The 24,515-nt window shown below is 58.8% G+C and carries 23 protein-coding genes; 6 read left to right on the top strand and 17 right to left on the bottom strand.

The genetic code is table 11. The annotated features are described in order from the left end of the window. Positions 1 to 1,077 (top strand): methionine ABC transporter ATP-binding protein, encoded by a 1,077-nt coding sequence (locus NTD81_RS06110; RefSeq protein ID WP_262180549.1) that lies wholly within the window; start codon positions 1 to 3, stop codon positions 1,075 to 1,077. Beyond that, positions 1,061 to 1,714, top strand: a complete 654-nt coding sequence (locus NTD81_RS06105; RefSeq protein WP_262180547.1) for a methionine ABC transporter permease — start codon at positions 1,061 to 1,063, stop codon at positions 1,712 to 1,714. The genes NTD81_RS06110 and NTD81_RS06105 overlap by 17 nt, the downstream gene beginning before the upstream one ends. A 306-nt stretch (positions 1,715 to 2,020) precedes the next feature. On the opposite strand, the gene NTD81_RS06100 is transcribed toward NTD81_RS06105, so the two are convergent. Further along, positions 2,021 to 2,476 carry a winged helix-turn-helix transcriptional regulator gene (locus tag NTD81_RS06100; RefSeq protein ID WP_262180545.1) on the bottom strand — a complete coding sequence of 152 codons (456 nt, stop codon included), beginning with the start codon at positions 2,474 to 2,476 and terminating at the stop codon, positions 2,021 to 2,023. Positions 2,477 to 2,609: 133 nt separating this feature from the next. Between NTD81_RS06100 and NTD81_RS06095 the strand changes: the two genes are divergently transcribed. Continuing rightward, positions 2,610 to 3,854 carry an MFS transporter gene (locus NTD81_RS06095; RefSeq protein ID WP_262180542.1) on the top strand — a complete coding sequence of 415 codons (1,245 nt, stop codon included), beginning with the start codon at positions 2,610 to 2,612 and terminating at the stop codon, positions 3,852 to 3,854. Positions 3,855 to 3,868: 14 nt separating this feature from the next. Further along, on the top strand, positions 3,869 to 4,789 hold the full coding sequence (locus tag NTD81_RS06090; RefSeq protein ID WP_262180540.1) for an EamA family transporter: 921 nt from the start codon (positions 3,869 to 3,871) through the stop codon (positions 4,787 to 4,789). A 271-nt stretch (positions 4,790 to 5,060) separates the two neighbouring features. Here NTD81_RS06090 and NTD81_RS06085 read toward each other — a convergent pair whose 3' ends face one another. Both NTD81_RS06085 and NTD81_RS06080 read right to left on the bottom strand, forming a co-directional pair. Further along, the gene (locus tag NTD81_RS06085) at positions 5,061 to 5,657 is read right to left on the bottom strand and encodes a hypothetical protein (protein ID WP_262180538.1); all 597 of its coding nucleotides are present in this window, start codon (positions 5,655 to 5,657) and stop codon (positions 5,061 to 5,063) included. A gap of 224 nt (positions 5,658 to 5,881) precedes the next feature. Beyond that, the gene (locus NTD81_RS06080) at positions 5,882 to 6,769 is read right to left on the bottom strand and encodes a LysR family transcriptional regulator (protein ID WP_262182051.1); all 888 of its coding nucleotides are present in this window, start codon (positions 6,767 to 6,769) and stop codon (positions 5,882 to 5,884) included. 139 nt (positions 6,770 to 6,908) lie between these two features. Between NTD81_RS06080 and NTD81_RS06075 the strand changes: the two genes are divergently transcribed. Continuing rightward, on the top strand, positions 6,909 to 7,682 hold the full coding sequence (locus tag NTD81_RS06075) for a glucose 1-dehydrogenase (protein ID WP_262180536.1): 774 nt from the start codon (positions 6,909 to 6,911) through the stop codon (positions 7,680 to 7,682). Positions 7,683 to 7,725: 43 nt separating this feature from the next. Continuing rightward, positions 7,726 to 9,045: an MFS transporter gene (locus NTD81_RS06070; RefSeq protein WP_262180534.1), complete on the top strand. Its 1,320-nt coding sequence runs from the start codon at positions 7,726 to 7,728 to the stop codon at positions 9,043 to 9,045. Positions 9,046 to 9,342: 297 nt separating this feature from the next. Here the strand turns inward: NTD81_RS06070 and NTD81_RS06065 are convergent, their stop codons facing one another. The 14 genes from NTD81_RS06065 to NTD81_RS06000 form a co-directional block, all read right to left on the bottom strand. After that, on the bottom strand, positions 9,343 to 11,940 hold the full coding sequence (locus NTD81_RS06065; RefSeq protein ID WP_262180532.1) for an AAA family ATPase: 2,598 nt from the start codon (positions 11,938 to 11,940) through the stop codon (positions 9,343 to 9,345). Positions 11,941 to 12,188: 248 nt separating this feature from the next. Continuing rightward, positions 12,189 to 13,349, bottom strand: coding sequence for a GGDEF domain-containing protein (locus NTD81_RS06060; protein ID WP_262180530.1), 1,161 nt, complete (start codon positions 13,347 to 13,349; stop codon positions 12,189 to 12,191). A 441-nt stretch (positions 13,350 to 13,790) separates the two neighbouring features. After that, positions 13,791 to 14,675: a transporter substrate-binding domain-containing protein gene (locus NTD81_RS06055; RefSeq protein WP_262180528.1), complete on the bottom strand. Its 885-nt coding sequence runs from the start codon at positions 14,673 to 14,675 to the stop codon at positions 13,791 to 13,793. A 3-nt stretch (positions 14,676 to 14,678) separates the two neighbouring features. Continuing rightward, positions 14,679 to 15,434, bottom strand: coding sequence for an amino acid ABC transporter ATP-binding protein (locus NTD81_RS06050; RefSeq protein ID WP_262180526.1), 756 nt, complete (start codon positions 15,432 to 15,434; stop codon positions 14,679 to 14,681). Then, a complete protein-coding gene (locus tag NTD81_RS06045) occupies positions 15,431 to 16,090 on the bottom strand; it encodes an amino acid ABC transporter permease (protein ID WP_262180525.1) in 660 nt (219 codons plus the stop codon). The genes NTD81_RS06050 and NTD81_RS06045 overlap by 4 nt, the downstream gene beginning before the upstream one ends. After that, on the bottom strand, positions 16,071 to 16,736 hold the full coding sequence (locus tag NTD81_RS06040) for an amino acid ABC transporter permease (protein ID WP_262180523.1): 666 nt from the start codon (positions 16,734 to 16,736) through the stop codon (positions 16,071 to 16,073). The genes NTD81_RS06045 and NTD81_RS06040 overlap by 20 nt, the downstream gene beginning before the upstream one ends. After that, positions 16,733 to 17,950, bottom strand: a complete 1,218-nt coding sequence (locus tag NTD81_RS06035) for a threonine synthase (RefSeq protein WP_262180521.1) — start codon at positions 17,948 to 17,950, stop codon at positions 16,733 to 16,735. The genes NTD81_RS06040 and NTD81_RS06035 overlap by 4 nt, the downstream gene beginning before the upstream one ends. Positions 17,951 to 17,977: 27 nt before the next feature. Next, the gene (locus NTD81_RS06030; protein ID WP_262180519.1) at positions 17,978 to 18,841 is read right to left on the bottom strand and encodes an ABC transporter permease; all 864 of its coding nucleotides are present in this window, start codon (positions 18,839 to 18,841) and stop codon (positions 17,978 to 17,980) included. A 29-nt stretch (positions 18,842 to 18,870) separates the two neighbouring features. Next, positions 18,871 to 19,728: an ABC transporter ATP-binding protein gene (locus NTD81_RS06025; protein ID WP_262180517.1), complete on the bottom strand. Its 858-nt coding sequence runs from the start codon at positions 19,726 to 19,728 to the stop codon at positions 18,871 to 18,873. Between the two features lie 3 nt (positions 19,729 to 19,731). Beyond that, the gene (locus NTD81_RS06020) at positions 19,732 to 20,775 is read right to left on the bottom strand and encodes an ABC transporter substrate-binding protein (RefSeq protein ID WP_262180515.1); all 1,044 of its coding nucleotides are present in this window, start codon (positions 20,773 to 20,775) and stop codon (positions 19,732 to 19,734) included. Between the two features lie 43 nt (positions 20,776 to 20,818). After that, positions 20,819 to 21,718: a TauD/TfdA dioxygenase family protein gene (locus NTD81_RS06015; protein ID WP_262180513.1), complete on the bottom strand. Its 900-nt coding sequence runs from the start codon at positions 21,716 to 21,718 to the stop codon at positions 20,819 to 20,821. A gap of 449 nt (positions 21,719 to 22,167) precedes the next feature. Beyond that, positions 22,168 to 22,434: a hypothetical protein gene (locus NTD81_RS06010; protein ID WP_262180511.1), complete on the bottom strand. Its 267-nt coding sequence runs from the start codon at positions 22,432 to 22,434 to the stop codon at positions 22,168 to 22,170. 106 nt (positions 22,435 to 22,540) lie between these two features. Further along, on the bottom strand, positions 22,541 to 23,314 hold the full coding sequence (locus tag NTD81_RS06005) for an ABC transporter permease (protein WP_262180509.1): 774 nt from the start codon (positions 23,312 to 23,314) through the stop codon (positions 22,541 to 22,543). Continuing rightward, a complete protein-coding gene (locus NTD81_RS06000) occupies positions 23,314 to 24,513 on the bottom strand; it encodes an ABC transporter substrate-binding protein (RefSeq protein ID WP_262180507.1) in 1,200 nt (399 codons plus the stop codon). The genes NTD81_RS06005 and NTD81_RS06000 overlap by 1 nt, the downstream gene beginning before the upstream one ends. Positions 24,514 to 24,515: the final 2 nt, after the last annotated feature.

Here is a 24,515-nt window from a genome sequence, read left to right as displayed (position 1 = left end):
ATGACTGGCTTCGAGGCCCACTTGCCCCACGCCGTACAAGCCCAAGCCCATGTGCAACTGGTGGGGTTGGGCAAGCGCTACGACAGCGGCGTGGAAGCCCTGCGCGAGATCAACCTAAGCATCCCTAAAGGCGAAGTCTTCGGCATTATCGGCCGCAGTGGTGCCGGTAAATCGTCGCTGCTTCGCAGCATCAACCGCTTGGAACAACCCACCAGCGGCCAGGTACTGATCGCAGGTCAGGACATCGGCCTGCTCGATGAAGACGCCTTGGTTGCACAGCGCCGGCGCATCGGCATGATCTTCCAACACTTCAACCTGATGTCGGCGAAAACCGTGTGGCAAAACGTCGAGTTACCGCTGCGCGTCGCCGGCGTGGCGAAAGCTCAGCGCCAGCAAAAAGTGCGTGAGTTGCTCGAACTGGTGGGCCTGCAAGACAAGCACAAGGTCTACCCGGCGCAACTCTCCGGCGGGCAAAAACAGCGGGTCGGTATTGCCCGCGCACTGGTGCACGACCCGGATATTTTGCTCTGCGACGAAGCCACCAGCGCCCTCGACCCGGAAACCACCCAAGCGATTCTCGCCCTGCTGAGCAAGATCAACCAACAGCTGGGCCTGACCATCGTCCTCATCACCCATGAGATGGCGGTGATCCGCGCCATCTGTGACCGCGTGGTGGTGCTGGAGCGCGGCAACGTGGTCGAGCAAGGTCAGGTCTGGGAGGTGTTCGGCAACCCCCTGCATGAAGTCACCCGCACCCTGCTCGCGCCGCTGCGGCAAAGCCTGCCGGCGGATTTGCAAGCGCGTCTGCACGCGCATGCACAAAGCAGCAGTGACAGCCTGACCCTGCGCCTGCAATTTGCCGGGCAGCGCGCCGAGCCGGATCTAACCGAGCTCAGCCAAGCCTTGGGCGGCAAGCTGGCCTTGCTGGATGCCGGCATCGAGCGCATCCAGGGCCACCCCTTGGGTTATCTGCTGCTGGCGATCAAAGACTCGCCGCACAGCCACGAACAACTGCTAAGCAAAGCCCGTCAACTGGCCGATCAAGTGGAGGTACTGGGTTATGTCGCTGCTGCTTGAACGCCTCTGGCAAGGTTTTATCGACACCCTGCTGATGGTCGGCGTGTCGTCGCTGATCGCCCTGCTGCTGGGCATACCGCTCGCGGTATTTTTGGTCACCAGTGAACGCGGCGGCATCTTCGCTGCGCCTAAGTGGAATCAACTGCTGGGCAGCATCGTTAACCTGTTCCGCTCGATTCCGTTTCTGATCTTGATGGTGGCGCTGATTCCCTTCACCCGCCTGATCGTCGGCACCACCTATGGCGTGTGGGCCGCTGTGGTCCCCCTGACCATCGCCGCCACGCCATTCTTTGCGCGGATTGCCGAGGTGAGTTTGCGTGAGGTCGACCACGGCTTGATCGAGGCCGCGCAAGCCATGGGCTGCCGGCGCTGGCATATCGTTTGGCATGTGCTGTTGCCCGAGGCGCTGCCCGGTATCGTTGGTGGCTTTACCATCACCCTGGTGACCATGATCAACTCCTCGGCCATGGCCGGCGCCATCGGCGCAGGCGGCCTCGGGGACTTGGCCTACCGCTATGGCTACCAGCGGTTTGACAGCCAAGTGATGCTCACCGTGATCGTCGCCCTGGTGGCATTGGTGTGCCTGATCCAATACGGCGGCGACCGCCTGGCCAAGGGCCTGAATAAACGCGCGTAAGTGGGACACCCAGCTAAGTAGGTGCAATCGCCGCACAGGCGCTTGCACCGCTGGTTGAGGCGAACGTGAATCTCAAGGGACAGCCAGGCGCACCGCAAGCCCTCCCGGATTACGTCGCTACGCGCCTAATCCAGGCTACGAGTTAATCCATAGCTCAGTAAGGTGCAATCGCCGCACAGGCGCTTGCACCGCTGGGTGAGGCGAACGTTAGTTTCAAGGGACAGTCCGGCACACCGCAAGCCCTCCCGGATTACGTCGCTACGCGCCTAATCCAGGCTACGAGTTAATCCATCTAGATTGATGTCATCACCCCTCATGCCTTACCACCCGCCGGTGGCAATCCTCTGGGTTTAGGGCTTTGCCCGAGCGCGAGCGCACGCTGATGGTTTGCACTTGTTCGGCTTGATCGTTATCGAGCAACTGCGAATAGCTTTCGCCCTGTTCAAACAAATAACGCTCTCCCCACTGGCGCAGGCTGACCACGATGGGGAACACCGCGCGGCCCATGTCGGTGAGCACGTACTCCTTGTAAGCACTGCCGTCGGAGGCTGGCTGCACAGCCAAGATACCTAACTCCACCAGTTGTTTGAGCTTGATGGTCAGCACATTTCTGGCCAAGCCAAGGCGCTTATGAAACTCGCCAAAACGCCGCACGTCGTCAAAGGCGTCGCGAATAATCAGCAACACCCAGCGATCACCAATGGCTTCTAAGGCTCGCGCCACCGGGCATTCGCAGTGGGCCAGTTGGGTCTGTTTGGCCATAACTCTCCCTCCTCGCTCGCTAATGGGCGCACACCATAAAGCGGCCATCTTCTTAAAACCATTGCACTGAGGCAATTGAATTGCTAAAAGAAACTAGTTTCAATTTGAAACTAGAATCTCCAAGGACAGGAATATGGCCCCGATCCCGCACAAGACCGCCTCTAAATCTGCGCCGTCCACCTCTAGCGCCTCAGCGCTGAGCCGCGGGCTAACGCTGCTGTTCGCCATCACCTGTGGCCTAGCGGTGGCCAATGTGTACTTCGCCCAGCCACTGCTGGAGTCCATGGCCAGCAGCCTTAACGTCAGCCCCAGTGTCATTGGTCAGGTGGTGACCTTTACCCAGGCTGGTTACGCCGTTGGGCTGCTGTTGATTGTGCCGCTGGGCGACCTGCTCAATCGCAAAAAACTGATCCTCAGCCAATTGCTGCTCGGCGCCATCGCCCTCTGCGCCGTGGGCTTTGCCCAGCACTGGGCGCTGCTATTGGCGGCACTGCTGATGGTCGGGTTGCTGGCAGTCGTGGTGCAGGTGTTGGTGGCCTACGCGGCGTCCTTGGCCAGCACCGAGCAACGCGGCGCCATCGTGGGCAGGGTCACCAGCGGCGTGGTATTGGGGATTCTACTGGCGCGCTTCGTATCCGGAGCACTGGCGGATTTAGCCGGCTGGCGCAGCGTTTATTTTGTCTCTGCCGCGCTGATGCTGGGCATGGCCGTAGTGCTTTACCGCAACTTGCCCGCCATCCAGACACCGCGCACAAACGGCAGCTACTGGCAATTACTCAGTTCGACGCTTGAGCTTTACCGCACTGAGCGCACCTTACGCGTGCGCGGCATCTATGCCCTGCTGATCTTTGCCGCCCTGAGCGTGTTGTGGACGGCCATGGTGCTGCCTTTGAGCGCACCGCCTTTAGCGCTCACGCACACCCAGATTGGCCTGTTTGGCCTGGCAGGTGTGGCTGGCGCCCTAGCGGCTGCCAACGCTGGGCGTCTGGCCGACCAAGGTAAGGCTAACCGCAGCACCGGCATCGCCCTGGCGCTGCTAACGCTGTCGTGGCTGCCCAGCGCCCTGCTCCACAGCTCGTTGCTGGCTTTGATACTTGGTGTGGTGCTGCTCGACTTTGCCGTACAAGCGGTGCACGTCACCAACCAAAGTCTGATCTTCGCCGCGCGGCCCGATGCACAAAGTCGTTTGGTCGGCGCCTATATGGTCTTTTACTCGGTGGGCAGCGGCCTGGGTGCTCTCGCCTCGACCTACATCTACGCCCATTACGGCTGGCTCAGCGTGTGCCTGTTAGGTGCCGCCATCAGCTCCACGGCGCTGCTGTATTGGGGCTACGAACAAGCCACCAACCCGGCTCAACAAGCCAACGTGCCGCGTTAATCTGGTGAACCTCAATGAAACCCCAACACATCGCCTTGGCCGTGCTGATCACCGCCATCTGGGGCTTTAACTTTTCACTGATCAAACTGAGCTTGGCCAGCGTTGATCCGCTGCTCTTGGCCGGCATCCGTTTTAGCCTGTGCGCCTTCCCCGCGCTGTTGTTTATTCGCCGGCCTCAGGTGCCGTGGCGATACCTGATCAGCTACGGCTTGGTGTTTGGCATTGGTCTGTGGGGAGTGGTCAACCTAGGCATCAAGGCTGGGCTTTCAGCGGGTATCGCGTCGTTAGTGCTGCAAGTCAGCGCCTTTATCAGCCTGCTGCTAGGCGCCTGGTTGTTCAAAGAACAGCTCAACCGCTATCAATTGCTCGGCATGCTGCTAGCCCTGGGTGGGCTGCTGTGCATCATCCTCATCACCGACGGCTCGGTCAGCCTGTCCGGCGTGCTCTTGGTGCTGTTCGGAGCTGTGGCCTGGAGCATGGCTAATATCATCATCAAACGCGCCAACACCCAGCAGCCGCTGGCCTTTTTGGTCTGGGCCAGCGCCTTTGCCCCGCTGCCGTTGTTCGCCCTGGATTACGCGGTAAACGGTAGCAACAGCTACCACTCGCTGATCAGCCAACTCGACGCCAGCACCGTGCTGGCGATCCTCTATCAGGTCTATCCCAACACCCTGTTCGCTTACTGGCTGTGGAACTCGCTGCTGAAAACCTATCCCGTGTCTACGGTGGCGCCCCTGTCGCTGCTGGTGCCGATTTTTGGTCTGCTTGGTTCAGTGCTGGTGTTCGCGGAAAGCGTGCCGCTGAGCAAAGCACTGGCGGTGATATTGATCATCCTCGGCTTGGCCGTCGGCCTCTATGGCCAGCGAATCGTCAAGGCCTTCGCCGCACGCATTGATCGCCGCCCAGAGCCTAGTCAGCACACCCGAGTGCCTTAGCTGCCAGTGGCGTAGGATGCAATCGCCGCACAGGCGCTTGCATCGCAGGTGTCAGCCCAGATAGGCCGAGCGCAATAACCGACCGCAGATGCAGCCAGATACGCTTCACCCATCCCCCATTAACCCCAGCAACAGGCAAAAACGGCGGCCAAGATGCGCGTTGACCGCCCTACGCTGTACCTGATCGGGGCGCGTAGCTGGCGCTTTATCCATCCACCATGGCCCGCGACATCAGCAAAGCAATCTGACTAATCGAGCAAGCCAAATCGGCCTACCAGAACCAGCCGCTGCTCGGCAGGTTGTTCTGGCAACTGCGGTACTGCGCGCCGTACTGCGAGGCGCGCTGCTGGACGACTTGGGAGGTGCGTTTAAGCCAAGGTTTGGCCTCATAAGTGCGATTACGATAGCCACCCCAGCCCTCGTGGTAGTTGAGGTACTGGGCGTAGGCGTCCCACAGCGATACGCCGTTGACCTTACGGGTTTTGGCCATAAACCAACCCATAAAGTCGATGGCATCGGCAAAGTCATCGCGATCTGCGCCCCAACGGCCGGCCTCACGCTTGTAGTCCGCCCAGGTCTCGTCTTTGGCTTGGGCATAGCCATAGGCCGTGCTGACTCGGCCCCAAGGGATAAAACCGAGGAAGTAATAACGCGGCGGCAAGGCATCGTGCTTAAACGACGATTCCTGATACATCATCGCCATCGGTACCTGAATCGGCGCGCCCCAGCGCTTTTGCATCGCCAGCGCCGCCTCATGCCACTTGGGTTTTTCGCGGAAAATCTCGCAGAGATTGTTCACGTTCTTCGGCGGCGTGGTCGAACAACCCGCCAGCACTGCCAACAAAAGCAGCATCCATAACCGATGCATCAACAGAATTCCTTTAACTACAGCTGTTGGTTGGGCCTTATACAGGCTTTGCCGAGCGAGCTAAACCGTTTGCGCTCACAACTCCAGAGGCTGGCACATTTGTGCGCCTGAGCCCTGCAAGCTGGCTGAACAAGAGCAGCGCAATAGCTAGCCTGTCGCTGGCAGCCGCACCACAATTCCCCCGCAACTGCCCACACCCAGGCCTAACGCGATGAGCCATCCCATCAAGACGCCTCGAAAAACAACTCGGCCATCAACTCATACAAGGTGCTCTTCAGCGGGTTGTTGAGATCCACCCACGCCAGCCCCGTCACGGCCTTGTGCTGGCCCAAATGCAGCGCCTTGGCGAGCACATTACTCGGCAGCGCACGGGCTGCATTGGCCGGTAGCAGGCCGATGCCCATCCCCGCCGAGACCAACGCCAACATGGTGGTGAACTCGCCCAACTCCGACGCCACCTCCAACTGCACACCTAAGGCGTTAAGCGCCTGCATCATCTGATCGTAATGCCCCGGCGCATAGCGCCTGGCCAGGATCAGCACCGGGGTGCCGAGCAACATGGCCGGCTCCAGCACTTCATGCTCCAGCAGCGGATGGCCCGCCGGCAAGGCCAGCACAAAGTCTTCCTGCAACAGCTTGCGCGTCTGTATGCCGGGGATCACCGCAGGCAAGCGCATCAGGCCAAAATCCAGCTGGCCTTTTTTCAGCGCGCTGGCCTGATCCGGCCCCGGCAAATCCTTGAGCTCCAGCTGGATGAGCGGATAACGCTCACGCACCGCGCGCAGCAGCGTCGGCAACAGCTCAGGCAATACCGAGGAGACAAAGCCCAAGCGCAGCGTGCCGATTTCGCCCCGGCCACAAGCCTTGGCCACGTCCGCCGCGTGGGCGGCCTGATGCAAGGTGCCACGGGCCTCGGGCAGAAACACCTTGCCCACCTCAGTCAGCGTCACCGAGTGGCGATTGCGCTCGAACAAACGCACGCCCAGCTCCTCCTCGAGCAAACGAATCTGCGCACTCAAGGCAGGTTGGACAATGGCCAGACGCTGCGCAGCCCGACCGAAGTGCAGTTCCTCGGCCAAAGTCACGAACGACCGCAGGTGTTTGATTTCCACGCTTTGCTCCTCGGGGCCACGGCTGTGCTGATCACCAAATTTGATCACCAGATCATCAATGACGATTGGACAGCAACTTTGGCCTGCGGTGAAGTGGTGTTGATAGCGAATGCGAAACAAGCCTATTAGGAAGTGCAGGATGTCATTTACAACAACAAGTTTCCAATTAGACGGGCGCAGAGCATTAATCACCGGTTCGTCGCGCGGCATCGGCCTGGAGCTGGCCCGTGGATTAGGCGCCGCCGGCGCCACCGTGGTGATCAATGATCGTAATGCTGAAAAAGCCAAGGCCGTCGCTGCACAGCTGCGCGAGGCTGGCATCAACGCTGAAACCGCCATTTTCGACGTGACTAACCCTGAGCAGTTGCAAGCGGCTATCGACAACTTGGAAGCGCAAAACGGCGCTATCGATATTCTGGTGAACAACGCCGGCATTCAAAAGCGCGCGCCGCTGGAAGACTTCTGCGCCAGCGACTGGCATGCCCTGATGCGGGTCAATCTGGATGGAGTGTTCCACACCTCGCAAGCCGTGGCGCGGCATATGATCAAGCGCCAACGCGGCAAGATCATCAATATCTGCTCGGTGCAAAGCCAACTGGCCCGGCCGACCATCGCCCCCTACGCGGCCTCCAAAGGCGCGGTAAAAATGCTCACGCAAAGCATGTGTGCTGAGTGGGCGCGCCATGGCATCCAAGCCAACGGCCTGGCGCCGGGCTACTTCGCGACCGAGATGAACCAAGCTTTGGTCGACAACCCGGAGTTCTCCGAATGGCTGTGCAAGCGCACCCCGGCCGGACGCTGGGGCCGGGTTGAAGAACTCTGCGGCGCCGCCGTGTTCCTCGCCTCTGCCGCGTCTGACTTTATCAATGGCCAAACGCTTTTCGTCGACGGCGGCTTAACCAGCGTCGTCTAACTCGCTGCACCTACGCCTAACAAAAACAATAGCAGGGCCCCTTATGAACTATGCCAAACAGCAACCGCTGCCACAGGTGTTCGCTGCCGAAGCGCACAGCGATAACCAGTCCCGCCCCCAGGCCAATACCGCGTTGGCGCCGAAGCGCTGGTGGTACTTGATCCCGGTGATTTTTATCACCTACAGCCTCGCCTATCTGGACCGCGCCAACTACGGTTTTGCCAGTGCCGCCGGCATTGAGCAGGACTTAGGCATCAGCAAAAACATGTCGTCGCTGATCGGCGCACTGTTCTTCCTCGGTTACTTCTTCTTTCAAGTACCCGGCGCCATCTATGCGCAAAAGTACAGTGCGCGCAAATTGGTGTTCTGCAGCCTGATCCTGTGGGGCTTTTGCGCCATGGCCACGGGGCTGGTGACCAATATCCCGATGCTGATGTTTATCCGCGTATCACTGGGCATTGTTGAAGCCGCGGTGATGCCGGCGATGCTGATCTTTATCAGCAACTGGTTTACCCGCAAAGAGCGCTCGCGGGCCAACACCTTTTTAGTGCTGGGCAATCCCATCACGGTGCTGTGGATGTCGGTGCTGTCCGGCTACCTGATCCAAGCCTGGGGCTGGCGGGAAATGTTTGTGATCGAGGGCGCCCCGGCCATCCTCTGGGCCTTCGTGTGGTGGCGTGTCACACGGGATAAACCGGAGCAAGCCGACTGGCTCACCGCGCAAGAGAAACAACAGCTCGCCGCCACCCTGGCCGAGGAGCAAAAAGGCCTGCAAGTGGTGCGCAACTACCGCCAGGCCTTTACCAGCCCCATCGTGATTCAGCTGTGCCTGGTGCACGCCTTTTGGAGCATTGGCGTGTACGGCTTCATCATGTGGCTGCCGACCATCATCAAACAGGCCGCCGCCAGCGATATCGTCACCGTCGGCTGGCTAAGCGCCGTGCCCTATGTGGCAGCAGTGATCACCATGCTGGCGGTGTCCTGGGCCTCGGATAAGTTGCAGCAGCGCAAACACTTTATCTGGCCACTGCTGGCCCTGGGTGCCCTGGCCTTCTTCTGCAGCTACCTGCTCGGCGCCTCGCACTTCTGGGCCTCGTTCGCCTTACTCACCCTCGCCGGCGCCGCCCTCTACGCCCCCTACGGCCCGTTCTTCGCGCTAATCCCCGAGGTACTGCCCGCCAACGTCTTCGGCGGCGCCATCGGCCTCATCAACGCCTTCGGCGCACTGGGTGCCTTTGTCGGCTCTTGGGTGGTCGGCTACCTGATCGGCGCCACAGGCACGCCGGGTGCGGCCTATGTGTTTATGACGGTGGGCGTATTGATTTCGGCGGTGTTGACGGGTTGGGTGAAGGTGAAGCGGTAACGCTTAAACAAGTAAGTATAAGAATCGAGCTAATAGATATTAGGTGGGATCAAGGAGACGCTTTAAGGCGGCTCCTTGTTTCGCTCATTTTATTGGCAAATGTGCGGTGAGCCTTTCGCTGAACGAATCTACATTTTGTAGATAGTGAGTAAAAACTTAGCAGCATCGCCAAGGCGAATGTCTGCTTTCGGCCAGAACGGGACATTCACCCCGATCATCAAGAGGCTTAGAACTTGGCCTCGCCATCACAGCAGGTGAGCCTCGACTACAGGCACGGCTCACCTATCGGCAAATACCCTAAACAGCGCGCCCCTTGAACTCATCCATCCACGTTACAAGCTCCAACACATCATGCTCGAAAACGTCTAGTTCAACTGGGACTTGAGGCAGTTCATCTGCCTGTGAGTGCTCGTACACTGAGTAAGTGGTCATCAGCCGGTCAAGGTAATCGCAATCGACAGCCGTTACTTTAGCGACTCCTCTTAACTTCCCCTTGGTCATGACATCCCTTCTGAATCGAGCAACGACATCGTGCAGAAGGATGAACTCAACCGTTCGCTCAAGGATAATCCGGAAATCACTGCAGGCACTCTTCACGGCCAGGTCATATCCATCCGCATCGGCCTGAGCCTGAAGTTTTTTTAGCTGCGGAATAACCTGATCCCGAATTACATTAATAGCCTTGTCGGGCTTGGCATCCCGCAAGTTGTGCTGCGCCAAAATCCCCGCAATTTTATTCAGCCGCCGAAGAGATAGCACTGTGTGGTTGATCTTCGGGTTATCCGGATTCTCCGCATGCTTTTTGAGCGCAGATTCGACCAGTGCAATCAGCGACAGGCGGTGCGTGAAGATAATGACCTGCCTGGTCTTCGCCAGCTCAACTAGCCTAGCCACAACCCGCTCTTCGAAATCCTGATCTAAGGAGGAAATCGGGTCATCGAAAATGAATGGGGCTAGCTGGTTAGAGCCGGTGGTATCTGCCAGAAATGCGGCTAACGCGACGATCCGCAATTCCCCCTCGCTAAGTACGACCTCAGGCGAGTGATTTCCCCTAGCCCCGACAAGGGTGAGCCCAAACGTGATTACACCCTTTCCTTGAGTCTTGCTTTGTGGGGCCACCGGCAACCGACTACCACCAAGTGCTTTCAATTCCGCAACAAAGCGAGCCTGGTATCCAGCATCGAGCTCTGTCTTTGCAAGCTCATTGCGTTTGGTCGTCAGAGCATTGGTTGCGGTCAACCGTGAAGCTTTGTCTAGTAGCTCCACTGAGGCCAGCCGCTGGCGCTCCGCAAGGATGGCTGCCTTGTTCTCGGATAACCACTGTAACGCCTTGAGCTGCTTAACCCGAATTTCGAACTCTTGGCGCCTCCCATCTTGCTGCAGTTGGGCGAGGCTGACCTCCTCTGCAAGCAGGTCGGCGGTACGCTTTTCCAAGGCGTTCTCAATAGCTTCCCAGTCGAATTTCAATAAGTCAGATCCAGCAGCACATTCAGCAAGCTGAGCACGCCTGCTTTTCAGCGCCTCATGCCAGCTACGAGCAACCGGTTCGTCGAACTGCAACTGAGCCAACCTCGCAATCCAATCTTCAATGGACGGCAACTGAACTATCTTCGCTACAAGAGCTGAATTAGCGCTTTCTGCAGTTTTTGCCGCAGTCTCGAGGCCGGCAGTGACGAATAATTCGAAACTCTTAAGCCGTGATGCGGAATCTGCCGTAAGTACCTGTTGGCATAGCACGCAGTGCGCGCCGTCCTCTGTCACTGGGAACTTGTGGCCGGGGTAAGCATTAGCAACTGAATAGTTGCGCGCCTGCTCCCACATCAGCATCCAGGCAGCTTCACCGACCCCCTGAAGAGGTGCATTGGCGAAGGCCTTTTGCGCGACATCATTGGCTGCCTTCCTGGCTACCTCTGCATCATTCTTCGACTTGAATAGCGCAGCAGCTTTCTCGTCCGATAGGCCTTCTTTCAGAGTGCGCATCGCCTGCTTAATGCTTTCGGTTACAACTTTGTCTTTTCCAATGGCAACAAGTCTGCCTGCAATATCCTTTTCCGCCAGCAAGCCTTCAGCCTTGATTCGCTCTTCGTCCAGCTCTTTAGGGAATTGGCAATACGCTTCAATTTTCTCCGCGGATACCGAAGCCTTCAAAGAAGTCAGCCAGCTTTTTTCCGCAGTATTTGCCAGATCCTCAGGAAACTGTGGAAGTGAGCTGACAAGCTTTTCCTTCTCAGATGTTAGCTCTGCAGAAACTTTGTCCGAAATCTGAATAAGTAGAGTGATGAACCGCATGCTGCTGGGCTCATAGCTCGACTCTGTTTTCCCCATATACTGAGACGCAGCCTTTGAATCAAATACCTGCGCCTGCTTAAGCTGCGGATGCGGTTCGGTATTAGGCTGCCAGTTAATATCTCGGGGGATACCATCAACAGTGATTCGGCATTGCGCACTACATGCGTGCTGCTCATCGCTGAAGACGTTTGGACGAATTTCATCCTTTGAACGCGATCCGCATAGTTGCTTAAGCAACCGGGCATAACTACTCTTCCCCGAGCCATTCTGGCCGTAAATCACGGTCAAGCTACCCGCTCCGAACTGAAGAGATGCGCCCGGCTTAATCGCATTGACACCAAATACTTGGTTAACCTCTTCAACTCTAACGACCGGCCTTACGGTCGCTGCAAAGAATGATCCTGGAGCTACGCTCGCGAATCCGGGATCCTGCTGCTTGACAGCCTCTAGCTTGCAGAGGCGCACTAGCTCGGTAAGCTCCTCCGCATTAGGCGGCCGCTTCTGCTCGATGAGTTTCTTTGCTGCTGTCTGTAGCCAGCGACCTCGCTCGCTCAACCACTTTTCGAAGTCGTCTACGTACATCACTCCATTAGCCAGACTCGACATACCTGATCTCCGCATTTATGGGGTAGAAACATTCATAGCACGGCCAAGTGCCATCACTCCAGCAGTCATCTCCACTAACCAGCCAAATGAAGTGCAGGTCATGGGCGCGTGCTAAATGAGCCGAAGGTATTGAAATCTGCCTCTTGCAAATAACTACGTCTGGGCTGGCTCATGTCGCTTTCAACTGGCAGTTCCATGTCGATAGATGCCTATCACCACTGACTGCTTCTGGCCGATTGCAGCCATTACTAAATAGCCCCCCACTCCACCCGATTCCTCCCCGCACTCTTCCCCCGATATAACGCCGCATCCGCCTGTTGCATGGCGCCATCCAGCGCCTCGGCGCAGGTGAAGGCTTCTGATACGCCAATGGTGACAGTGCAGAAAATTGGGGCATTGGGGTTGATGCCGGGGACGGGCCGTTGTTCGAGGGTGCTGCGGGTGCGTTCGGCCAGTTGCAGGGCGCCGGCGTGGTCGGTGTTCAGCGCAATAATGGCGAATTCTTCGCCGCCCAGGCGGCAGATCAGGTCGCCTTTGCGCGCGCTGCTGTTGAGGATTTCGGCGATATGGCAGAGCACCAGATCGCCCACTTGGTGGCCGTAGGTGTCGTTGATCTGTTTGAAGTGGTCGAGGTCGACCATCAGCAGGTAGCCGGGGCCGGCCAAGCGTGAGCGGAAGTGGGCTTGCAGGCCATCGACCATACCGCGACGGTTGAGCAGCCGGGTGAGCGGGTCATGGGCGGCCATACCGCGCAACTCTTCGGTCAGGCGCCCGAGCACCAGCCAGATGGCGCTCGGTGGCAGCAAGGTGCTGAGGAACGACATATAGAGGTAGAAGCTCTTCTGGAAGCTGCTGTTCAAGTCCAGCGCGGCCATGCCCTCCGCCACGATGATGTAAAACTTGGCGGCGTTGAGCACGCAGATGCCGCCGATGGCGAGGGCAAATATCAGCATTTCAATGCGCAAATTTTTGGCAAAAGTGCGGCGGCCATAGAGCGCCGTCACGCTCATGCCGAAGAACAATAACGCGCAACTGCCGGCTAGCAGGGCATGGCGGGCCCCGTTACCGAGCAGCCAATAGATAAGTGCCTGCAGCAGCGTATAGAGCACGGCAAAGCTGAGCAGAGGCCGCCAGACCAAGGTGGAGTGATTAAAAAAGCGCATGGCGCCCAACACATAGGCCACGGGTGCAGACATAGTCAGGCTGTGGTTGATAAAGCCGAGTACGCCCACCCCATTCGGGCCACCAAACAGCTGCAACGCGTAAGCCAGACCTAACAGCAGGTTGCCGACGGCAAATACATCTATGCCTAGTTTCTTGCCGCTGAGCTTGGTGCTGATCAGCAGGAACATCACGCTAAAGCACAGCAGGTGCACGCAAAGCATGCTGATGATAACGGTGGTGACCATGAACTCTCACAGGTGGAGCTAAGCGATGGATACCGAGCACTTAGGCAATGGTCGCGGTTGGCGCGCCGTTAACTCCCTGTGTGCCTCTGCCCTATCCTGGATGGCAATTTAATGGCGTCAATGCTAATGGTATCTGTCTAAAGAAGGCAATGCGCCATACAGGCTATTGCAGCCGCCTTTGATTACAGGCTCTTACCGCAGATAAGCAGTCTGCCTGCGCGAGTGGTATTACGCGAAAGTTCGCTACTGAGGCTCAGAGCGCGGGCAATCCCCTCAGGGCACCGGCTGATTTACTTAGGCTGTGGGCCGCTTAGGAGGATCATTTGCAGCACTGTGCACGGACGTTTAAAGGCCCGCGCCCTCGCCTAGCCGTTAAAACAAAAAACCCGCTCAGCTTGCACTGAGCGGGTTGTCATTAGCGGAGTTAAAGGCGCTGTAGGGTTACTGCCACTTACCGCCTTCGACAATCACGGCTGCCGGGTCGGTGTCGTCAGCCAGGTCTTTACGCACGTATTGGTCGTAGAGTTTGAGCAGGAATTTTTCTTCGCCCAGTTTGGCCAGCTCGCTGTTGACCCAGTCGCGCAGCTCGAGATTGCCCTTCTTCACCGCGGGCGCGATGGGGGCTTCGTCGCCGAGTTTTTCTGCCAACACACGGTAGCCTGGGTTTTGCTTGGCCCAGCTAAACAGCACCAGGTTGTCCTGGGCATAGGCGTCGCCACGGCCGGTGGCCAGGGCTTGCAGGGACTCGGAGTTTTTCTCGAACTTAAGCAGCTTCCAGTCTGGGTGGTTCTGGGTCAGCCAAATATCGGCGGTGGTGCCGGTGGTGACGATGGTGGTTTTGCCGGCCAGGTCATCCAGCTTTTGCACGCTGCTGCCTTCTGGCACCAGGGCTTGTACAGCGACACGCAGGTTAGGGTTGGTGAAGTCCACCACCTCGGCGCGCTCCGGGGTGACGGTCATGTTGGCGAGGATCAGGTCAACCTTATCGCTCTGCAAAAACGGGATGCGGCTGGCGGGTTCCACCACCACGAACTCGACCTTTTTCTCATCGCCGAGCAGGTCCTTGGCGAAGCGTTTGGCGATGTCGGTGTCAAAACCCACGTAGTCGCCCTGCTCGTTGACGAAACCAAACGGCGGCTTGTCGCTAAACACCCCGACGATCAATTTATCGCGACTTTTAATCTTCTCCAGATAGCTCGCGCTGGGTGCTGCCGAGGCTTCTGGCTTGGCCGCCTCGGGCTGCTTTTGCGGGGCCTGGGAGTTGTCGCAACCGGCCAGCAGGCCGGCGGCGAGTAAGGGCAAGATCAGGGCAGATTTGAAGTTCATGGCTCATTTCCTTTTTGGCATATTGGCTACATAGCTGAACTTCTCCAGAAACTGCTGCGCGCGTGCGGTTTGCGGATTACTGAAAAAGCTTTCGGGGTCATTCTGTTCGGCGATCACGCCACCATCCATGAACAGAATTCGGTCGGCCACCGCGCGGGCGAAGGCCATTTCATGGGTCACGATCAAGAGCGTCATGCCGCCTTGGGCGAGGTCCAGAATCACTTCCAACACCTCCTTGACCATCTCTGGATCAAGGGCGGCGGTGACTTCATCAAACAGCATGACCTGCGGCTGCATACACAGCGCGCGAACGATGGCGATACGTTGCTGCTGGCCGCCGGATAGCTCGCGGGGATAGGCATCGCGCTTATCCGCCAGGCCGACGCGCGCCAGCAGTTGTTCGGCATGCTGACGGGCCTCAGAAGGGGCGCGTTTTTGCACCTTGAGCGGGCCTAGGAGGATGTTGTCCAGCACGCTCATATGGGGGAACAGGTGATAGCTCTGAAACACCATGCCCACTTGCTGCCGCAACTGACGCCAGTCACTGCCCCGGCTCAGGGGCTTGCCGGCAAACACCAGGCTGCCGCCATCGCCCTGCTCCAGGCCATTTAAGCAGCGCAGCAAGGTGCTTTTACCGCAGCCGCTGGGGCCAAGAATGACCACCACTTCACCGGCCTGCACCTGTAAGTCCACCCCGCGCAACACCGGCGTGGCGCCAAAGTGTTTGCTAAAGCCGCGCAATTCAATCAAGGCACTCATGCATAACTCCAACGCTTCTCCAGCACACGGGAAGCGGCGGACAGCGGGTAACAAAGCAGAAAGAAAAACAGAAACAGAAAGCCGTAAATCAGCACCGATTCGTAGGTGCGCTCGATGATCTGCTGGCCGACTTTGACCACATCGACCACGCCGATCAGCACCGCCAGCGAGCTGGTTTTGATCAGCCGGGTGTAGACGTTAATGGTCGGCGGCGTCATGCGTTTCAGCGCTTGTGGCAGCAGCACATAACGATACAACTGCCAGGTGTTGAGGCTGATCGCCAAGCCCGCCTCGCGCTGGCCACGGGGCAAGGAGCGCAACGCACCGCGCACCACCTCGCCCACTTCACTGGCGCCCCACAGGCTCAGCACCAGCACCGCGCACCAGAAGCTCGACAGGCTGGCACCGGTAAAGATCGGCAAGCCGAAAAACAACAGGTACAGCCAGACCAATACCGGGATGGCGCGAAACAGCTCCAGATACAGGGTCAGCAACGGCTCCAGATAGGCTTTTTGCAGGCTGCGCAGCACGCCGTAAAGCAAGCCGCCGAGGCTGCTAAAGAGGATAGACACAAAGGCGATGCTGATGGTCGCCCAGGCGCCGCGTGCCAACTGCGGCGCGCTGACCACTAACAGTTCAAACCCCGAACTGGCCATGCTGCAGCCTCCTTTCCAGGTAGCGCAAAGCCAGCGACAGCGGCACAAATAACAGCACGCACAGGGCCGTCATCACCGCCAGCATCTCGTAGGTTTTATAGGTCAGGGCGATGTAGTTTTTCGCGGTGTAGAGAATCTCCGGCACCGCCACGGCGGAAACGATGGTGGTTTCTTTCAGCAAAAAGATGAAGTTGGCGAACAGCGCCGGCAGGCTGAGAATGCCGGCTTGCGGCAAAATCACATGGCGCAACAGTTGCCAGCGCGACAGGCCGATGGCCATGCCAGACTCGATCTGTGCCCGTGGCACGGCCTCTACGCCTGCGCGCAGTACCTCGGTGAGGTAAGCGCCGCCGAGAAAAGTCATGGCGATAATCGCCGAGTTAAAGCCGGAGATATGCAGGCCAATACTGGGCAGCGCGAAGTAGATAAAAAACAGCTGGATCAGCAGCGGCGTGTTGCGCGCCACCTCCACATACACCGCTACCCAACGCCGCAGCACGGGTACGCGCAGCACCACGATAGCGGCATTGACCAGCGCCACCAGCAAGGAGGTGGCGATGGCGATAAGACCGACTTGCAAGGTCACGCCCACGGCCTTCACAAAGGCCGGCAAGGTGCTTAAGACAAAGGCCCAGTCGAAGCTCATCGTGGCAACCTGTCGCCCGGTTGCAGCAGCGGCACGTCCACCTGCACGGTGTCGGGGTATTTGATCCCGGCGCCAGTGTTGAGGATCACCACCCGCTCGCCGGCCTTGATCCAATCCGCCGCGCGCAGCTTACGCGCCGCCGCGTACAGCGCCGCGCCTTCGGGGCAGACAAAGGCGCCTTCCAGCTCAGCCACTTTGCGCTGCTCGGCCAGCAGCTCGGCATCGTCCACGGCAATGGCGTAGCCGTCGGTTTCGTAGAGGGCTTCGAGCACCAAAAAATCGCCCAGGGCTTTGGGCACATTGATGCCGAAGGCCACGGTGCTGGAGTCGGCCCAAAACTCGGAGGCGGCGGCTTTTTGCTCCCAAGCCTTAACGATCGGCGCACAGCCACTGGCTTGCACGGCGACCAAGCGCGGCAGCGGTTTATCGGCAGGTAGCCAGCCCAGCTCGCGCAGCTCTTTAAAGGCTTTGTGGATGCCGATCAAGCCAACACCGCCGCCAGTGGGATACAAAATCACATCCGGTAATTGCCAGCCAAACTGCTCGGCCAGCTCAAAGCCCATGGTCTTTTTGCCTTCGATGCGATACGGCTCTTTCAGGGTCGAGGCGTCATATAGGCCGCCCTCCGCCACCGCTTGCGCCACCTGCTTGCCGGCATCGGAAATCAGCCCGTCGACCAGATACAAATTGGCCCCGGACAAGGCGGTTTCGTTACGGGTAATCAGCGGCGCATCTTGCGGCATCACCACCGTAGCTTTGATCCCGGCGCGGGCGCTGTATAGCGACCAGGCGGCGCCCGCATTGCCGTTGGTGGGCATGGCCAGCGCTTGCACGCCCAGCTCCTTGGCCTTGGACACCCCCACCGCCGCGCCACGCGCCTTAAATGAGCCGGTGGGGATGATGCCTTCATCCTTCAGCCACAGATCAGCAATGCCCAGATCGCGGCCAATGGCGGGAGTCGGTAATAGCGGGGTAAAACCCTCGCCCAAGGTGACCACGTTGGCCGGATCGAGCACCGGCAGCAGTTCGTGGTAGCGCCACAGGCTGGCTTCACGGCCGAGCAAATCCGCAGGCTTCCAGCTTTGCTTAAGTGCATCCAGGTCATAGGCCACCAACAGCGGCGCGCCGACTTTACTCAGTTGCTGGACTTGCTCGGCCGCGTAGCGCTCTTGGCTTTTCGGACAATACAAATGAGACAGGTAGCTGTAAGGCATCTTGATCTTCCTTAGGCCTGCCTGCGCTTAGCGCTGCATGCCCCAACGTTTAACGGTGAGGCGCTCAACGCTGGCGAACACCAAGTTCTCCACCAGCAGGCCAATCAAAATTACCGCCGCGAGCCCGGCAAACACTTTGTCGGTGTACAGCTCGTTGCGGTTTTGGAAGATGTACCAGCCCAAGCCACCCTTGCCGCTGGAAGCGCCAAACACCAGCTCAGCGGCAATCAAGGTGCGCCAGGCAAAGGCCCAGGCGATTTTCAAGCCGGCGAGAATCGACGGCAGCGCCGCAGGAATCAGGATAAACAGCACGAAGCGCAGGCCCTTAAGGCCATAGTTACGCCCGGCCATACGCTGGGTTTCCGACACGCCTAAAAAACCCGCGTAGGTATTCAGCGCCAGCGCCCACAGCACCGAATGCACCAGCACAAAGATCAGGCTGTTCTCGCCCAAGCCAAACCACAGCAGCGCCAACGGCAGCAGCGCGATGGCCGGCAACGGGTTAAGCATCGAGGTCAGGGTGGCGAGCAAGTCGCGGCCCAGTTGGGTCGACACCGCCAGGCTGGTAAGCAGAAAGGCCAGCACGATGCCAATCAGATAGCCCTTCACTAACACCGCCAGCGACAGGCCGACTTTAACCAGCAGCTCGCCACTGACGATGCCTTGCACAAACGCCTTGGCGGTTTGCACAAAGCTCGGCAGCAACAGGTCGTTGGCCTGATAACGCGCAGCCAGCTCCCAGAGCAGCGCCAGCACAACGAGGATCAGGCTTTTGCGCAACCAGCCGTGTTGCCACAGACGCTGGGCCAGGGGCAGCTCGCGCTCCAGGGGTAAATCGGTGAGCGCTTGCAGCTCGATTTCATATTCAGGACGTTGGCTAATCACACTCATCACATAGCTCTCTAGAAAATCACCACGGCCTAATAGGCGATGCGCACATCGGCAAAGCCCAGATCATCTGCACTGCCCACGGCGATGTCTTGATCGAACAGCAGACGGTGGATGCGCTGCGCGCTGTGCTGAAAATCAATGCCGCCCAAGCTGTGCAGATCAAAGCGCTGGCTGTTGATCTCCGCCCGCACCCGGCCCGGATGGGGCGACAGCAGCAGGATGCGGTTGCCCACCACCAGCGCCTCTTCAATCGAGTGGGTGACAAACAGCAAGGTGAAGCGCACCTCCTCCCACAGCTCGAGCAACTCCTCCTGCATCTTGCGGCGGGTCAGGGCATCCAGCGCGGCAAAGGGCTCGTCCATCAGCAGGATCTTCGGCTGCATGGCCAGCGCCCGGGCAATCGCCACCCGCGCCTTCATGCCACCGGAGAGCGTATGCGGATAAGCCTCGGCAAAGGCCGCGAGGCCCACTTTGTCGAGGTAATGCAGGGCCCGTTCTTCGGCCTCTTTGCGCTTTAAGGTGCGCGAGGCCAGCAGCGGGAACATCACGTTTTGCTTGACCGTCTTCCACGGCGGCAGTTGGTCGAACTCCTGGAACACCACGATGCGATCCGGCCCTGGTTCGTGCACCGGATTGCCGTCGAGCTGGATGCTGCCGGCCACGGGCTGGATAAACCCAGCCACGGCCTTGAGCAAGGTGGATTTGCCGCAGCCCGAGGGGCCGAGCAAAACAAAGCGGTCGCTGCGGTCCACCTCGAAGCTGACTTCGTGGGTGGCCCGCACCACGCGCTGGGCGGTGCGGTATTCAAGACTGACGTTTTGCACCTGCAGCACCGGCTGCAGGGCGTTTAAAGTGCTGACCGTGTGGCCTGGCAAGGGTGCGGTCATGACTTAGCTACCTGCACCAATGGCGGGGTCGGCGAAGAAGTAATCCTGCCAAGACGCCGGTTTGTTTTTGATCGCGCCCACGCGGTTGAGGAACTCCGCCAACTTGTAGGTGTTGGTCGGCGTGACGCTGAATTCAAAGCGCGGGTTGTCGATGATCTTCAGCAGTTCTTCCTTGCTGATCTTGGCGCCAGTGACACGGATATAGGTGTCGGCGGCAGCGGCTTTATCGTTCTGGGCAAACTGCGCGGCTTCAGCCAAGGCCTCAACAAAGGCTTTGTAGGTTTTCGGGTTTTCCTCGCGGAATTTCTCGGTGGAATACAGCACGGTCGGCGAGTTCGGGCCGAGCAACTCGTAGGTGTCGAGCACCACATGCACGTTCGGGTTGGCCAAGGCTTGATCCTGGAACGGCGGGTTGGAGAAGTGGCCGTTCAGTTCAGTGCCGCCAGACAGCAGCGCCGCCGTGGCATCCGGGTGCGGCAGCGCCACGGTGTACTTATCTAAGCGGTCGAATTCCTTATCGCCCCACTGCTTGGCCACCGCGTATTGAAGGAACCGCGACTGCACCGAGACGCCCACGGCGGGCAAGGCGATGCGGTCCTTCTCGCTGATATCGGCGATGGTTTTTACATTCGGATTGCTGCTCAGCAGGTAGTACGGGAAGTTGCCGAGCGAAGCCACGCCTTTGACGTTTTGCCGGCCCTGGGTGCGATCCCATATGGTCAGCAGCGGGCCGATGCCGGCGCCGGCGATATCAATCGAGCCGGCCAGCAACGCGTCGTTAATCGCCGCGCCACCGGAGAGTTGCAACCAGTCGACTTTGATGTCGACGCCTTCGGCCTTGCCGTGTTTCTCAATCAGTTGCTGGTCGCGTACCACGTTGAGCAGCAGGTAGACGATACCGAACTGCTCGGCGATGCGGATTTTCCCTTCAGCCTGGGCCGTGGCGGGCGTCAGCAGGCTGCCGACCACCAGGCTCAGACTCAGGCCAATGCCAGCGGCCAAACGACTGATGCGATGTGCAAAGGGAACAGTTTTACCTTGGGCCATGATCAAGCTCCTTAAACCTTGTTAGAAGTGTTGGCGGGCAGACTCAGAACGGGGCATCACCTTGGATGGTGGTGCGGTGCATACGCCGGCGCTGATCGAGCGGGCAGCCAGCGGCTAAGTGGACCAAGGCGCGGTTGTCCCAAAACAGCATGTCGTGGGGCTGCCACTGGTGGCGGTAGATAAATTCGGCGCGGGCGCTGTGGGCGAACAGCTCGGCCAGCAATTGGCGGCTTTCGTCTTCGGGAATATCCAGAATATGGGTGGTGAAGTTCTCGTTCACGAACAGCACCTTCTCGCCCGTCTCCGGGTGAGTACGCACCACCGGATGCACCACGGATTTGACCTCAGCCAGTTGCGCCGGGGTCAGTTTGGGGCGCTGCACGCCGACCACGACTTCATCGTCATAGCGGGCGGTGTAGGAATGCGCGGCGCGGCGACCCTCGATAGCCTTTTTCAAGTGCTCAGGCAAGCTCGCGTAGACCCGTTGCTGGCTGGCAAACAGGGTATCGCCGCCCTCCTCTGGCAGCTCAATGGCCAGCAGCATGGAGCCCAGACTCGGCAGCTCTTTATAGGAGAGGTCGGAGTGCCAGAACTTGCCAGCATCGCCTAAACCAATGGGCTGACCGTTCTCGATGATATTGGAGATGATAAAAATTTCCGGATGATCGGCCAGCAGAAATTGTTTGAGTACGTGGATCTGCAGATCGCCAAAACGGCGGCTGAAAGCAATCTGTTGTTCAGGAGTGATTTGCTGGTTACGGAACACCAGCAAGGCATGATCCAGATGGGCTTGGTGAATGCGTTTGAAGTCCGCTTCGGTCAGCGGTTTGCTTAGGTCGAGGCCGATAATTTCGGCGCCTAGGGGCGCAGCAAAGGGTTTGATTTCGAACTGCTGAGGCAGTGCATCCAGGGACAACGACAGGGAAGTGGCAAACGCCGACATAAGGATCACTCCAAATTTGAGCACCTATCGGCGCCCACTGTGAAAACCGGGCTTAAGCCCTGTATCAAGTGCGGCGCGCCGATTGGTCGGCGGGTACGCATGGAGTGAATCTACAGGTATAAAAAACTAAATTTAAATAACATTTATGAATATGTTTATGACGGGCAAAGTGGCTTGGCGCACGAGTGCGCGGGGGGATTTGTTGGCGTGCTTTAGCGAACGGTGGCCAAGCCGCTGCGCGGCGTTGACCACCCTACGCAACCACCCTACACAGGCATGCCCAACCTCGACGTAGGGCGGTCAACGCGAAGCTTGGCCGCCTTGGGTTTTGTGGGGAGCTTGGGATGCCCGCGGCTCGGTGTGTGAAGGCCGCTGGCGGCTTAACACACTCTAGGGACGTCACACACCCCACAAGATGCGCGTTAGCGGTTTCAAACACCCCACGTAGATTAGTCGATGTAGCTCTTCTTCAACTTAGCCATATGTGTACGCCCATTGGGAATCGATCCTTCGCCATCAACCACAACCGCCTTGAAGTCTCCGAGTAATGGCTTTACGCGTGTATCCAGCCATCTTGTAATTGAAGTCACCCCACTTGCTCCACGCTGATAGTCATAGTCCTCTACGAGAGCATTGGGGTCAGCACGGACAACGATTCTCACTTCTTCCAACTCAAAGACCTTTGCTTCAAAAGCAGAAACAGAAATTTTTGCCATCGTAATGCCCTCACCTAATAAAGAGAACGATCGTGCAATAAAATCTCATCTCTCTCAACACTACCAATTTCTAATAGTGTCAAAAATGGGCATTAGGCAAAGCTAATCACCGCCCTGCCCCATGACTCCAGCGGGCATAGAGGGCGCGCGCGCTGGCGTCGAGGCAGAAGCCCAGAACGCCGATCAGCAGGACCATCGCCATCAGCTCGGAGTAAGCCAAGCGGTCGCGGGTGTCGAGGATGTAGTAGCCGAGCCCGGCGCTGACGCCGAGCATTTCGCAGGGCACCAGCACGATCCATAGAATGCCGATGGCCAAACGCACGCCGGTCAGCACATGGCCGAGCACGCCGGGGATGACCACCCGCGACAAGGTTTCCCAGCGCGAGGCACTCAGGCTGCGTGCCAGTTGCAGCCAGCGGCTATCCAGCTGTTTAACCCCCGCGGCGGTGTTGAGCAGAATCGGCCACACCGCTGCGAAAGCCAGCAGGAAGTAAATCGGCTGATCACCCACGCCCATTAGCATCACCGCAATGGGCATCCAGGACAGCGGCGAGATCATCCGTAAAAACTGAAACGCAGGCGTGGTCGCCCACTCCAGATTGCGCCAACTGCCCACCAGCAAACCCAGCGGCACGCCGATCAGCAGGGCCAAAGCCAAACCAATAAAGATGCGTTTAAGGCTGACCCACACATGCTCGAACAGCTCCGGACGCTGGAGTAGCTCAAACAAGCTGCTTAAGGTCGCCTGCGGGGTAAACAACGCGGCCAGGCCAGCGCCACTGCTAAACAGCGCCATGCCCAACCACCATAGGGCAAACACACTGCCCAGCCCCAACAAGCCCAGGCCCCAAGGCCTGAGCTGTGTACGTAAAGCTGCCATCAGAGGCTGATCTCCTCTCTGCGGGTAAAGCTCTCGGGCGCACCAAAGGCTTGCAGGCCACCCACGGCCGCAATGCTGCGGCGCACAAAGCGGTCATCGACTAAATCCTGCGCCGTGGCGACGGGATCAAGCCCGGCAAGGAAGTTGCTGTTGCCTTCGATCACCGTGTGTTGCAGGCGGCGCACCAGCTCCTCGGTGTAGCTGGGGAAAGGATAGGGTTGGAAATCAATGCGTTTATCGGCCCAGTCGCCATGCTGGATCGCGCCGCTGGCCAGATAACCTTCGCGCTCACTGGGCGCGGGTGCCAGTACGCGGTTAAGCACTTCAGGGGCATGCGGGGTGTAGCGGTTGGCGCCGTCTTTGGACAGCAATTGCGCGGCCTCGGCGCGATGATCGCGGGTCCACAGTTGCGCTTTGACGATGGCGTTGACCACCTTCTGCGACCACTCGGGACGGTTGTTCAAATCATGCTCGTGCATAAACACCACGCAGCAGGCGTGATTGCGCCACACATCGCCGGTAAAGCGCTGCACGCGGCCAACCTTGAGGTTCTCGGCCAGGGCATTGAACGGCTCGGCGACGATATAGCCGGCGATGCGCTGGCTGACCAACGCCGGCGGCATATCCGCTGGCGGCAGCACCACCAGGTTGACCTCATTGGCTGCAACTTGGCTGTTGGCGCCCTTGCTCACCGGGGTCAGGCCGCTGTCGCGCAGCAGTTGCTGCACCACCACGTTATGAATCGAATACCAGAACGGGATGGCGATGGACTTGCCGCCCAGCTGCTTGATCTCGGTAATGTCCGGCGCCACGGTCAGCCCCGAACCGCCGACATGGTTCCACGCCACCACTTTGGCCGGCACCTTGCTGCCGTAGCGCGCCCACAGGGTCATGGGCGAGAGCAAATGAATGACGTTGACCTGGCCTGAGATAAACGCCTCGATCACCTGCGCCCAACTGCGCAGCAACACCGGGCGCTCGGACTTAATCCCCTCAGCCTCAAACAAGCCGTTGTTGTGCGCCACCAACAAGGGTGTGGCGTCGGTGATGGGCAGGTAGCCAATCCGCACAGGCGCATCCGGCTCGCTGGCGGCGCGGGCTTGCAGGCTGCTTAGCAGCGGCAAGGCGCCGGCAGCGGTGAGCAAGCTGCTGAGTTTGAGGAAGTCGCGGCGGCTGTGGGTAGGGTCATCAAGGCACATGG

It is taken from the genome of Pseudomonas sp. 5P_3.1_Bac2 (assembly GCF_025465995.1).
GTDB lineage: Bacteria > Pseudomonadota > Gammaproteobacteria > Pseudomonadales > Pseudomonadaceae > Aquipseudomonas.
The sequence above is the reverse complement of the archived record's forward strand: the minus strand, read 5'-3'. Positions and strand labels throughout refer to the sequence as shown.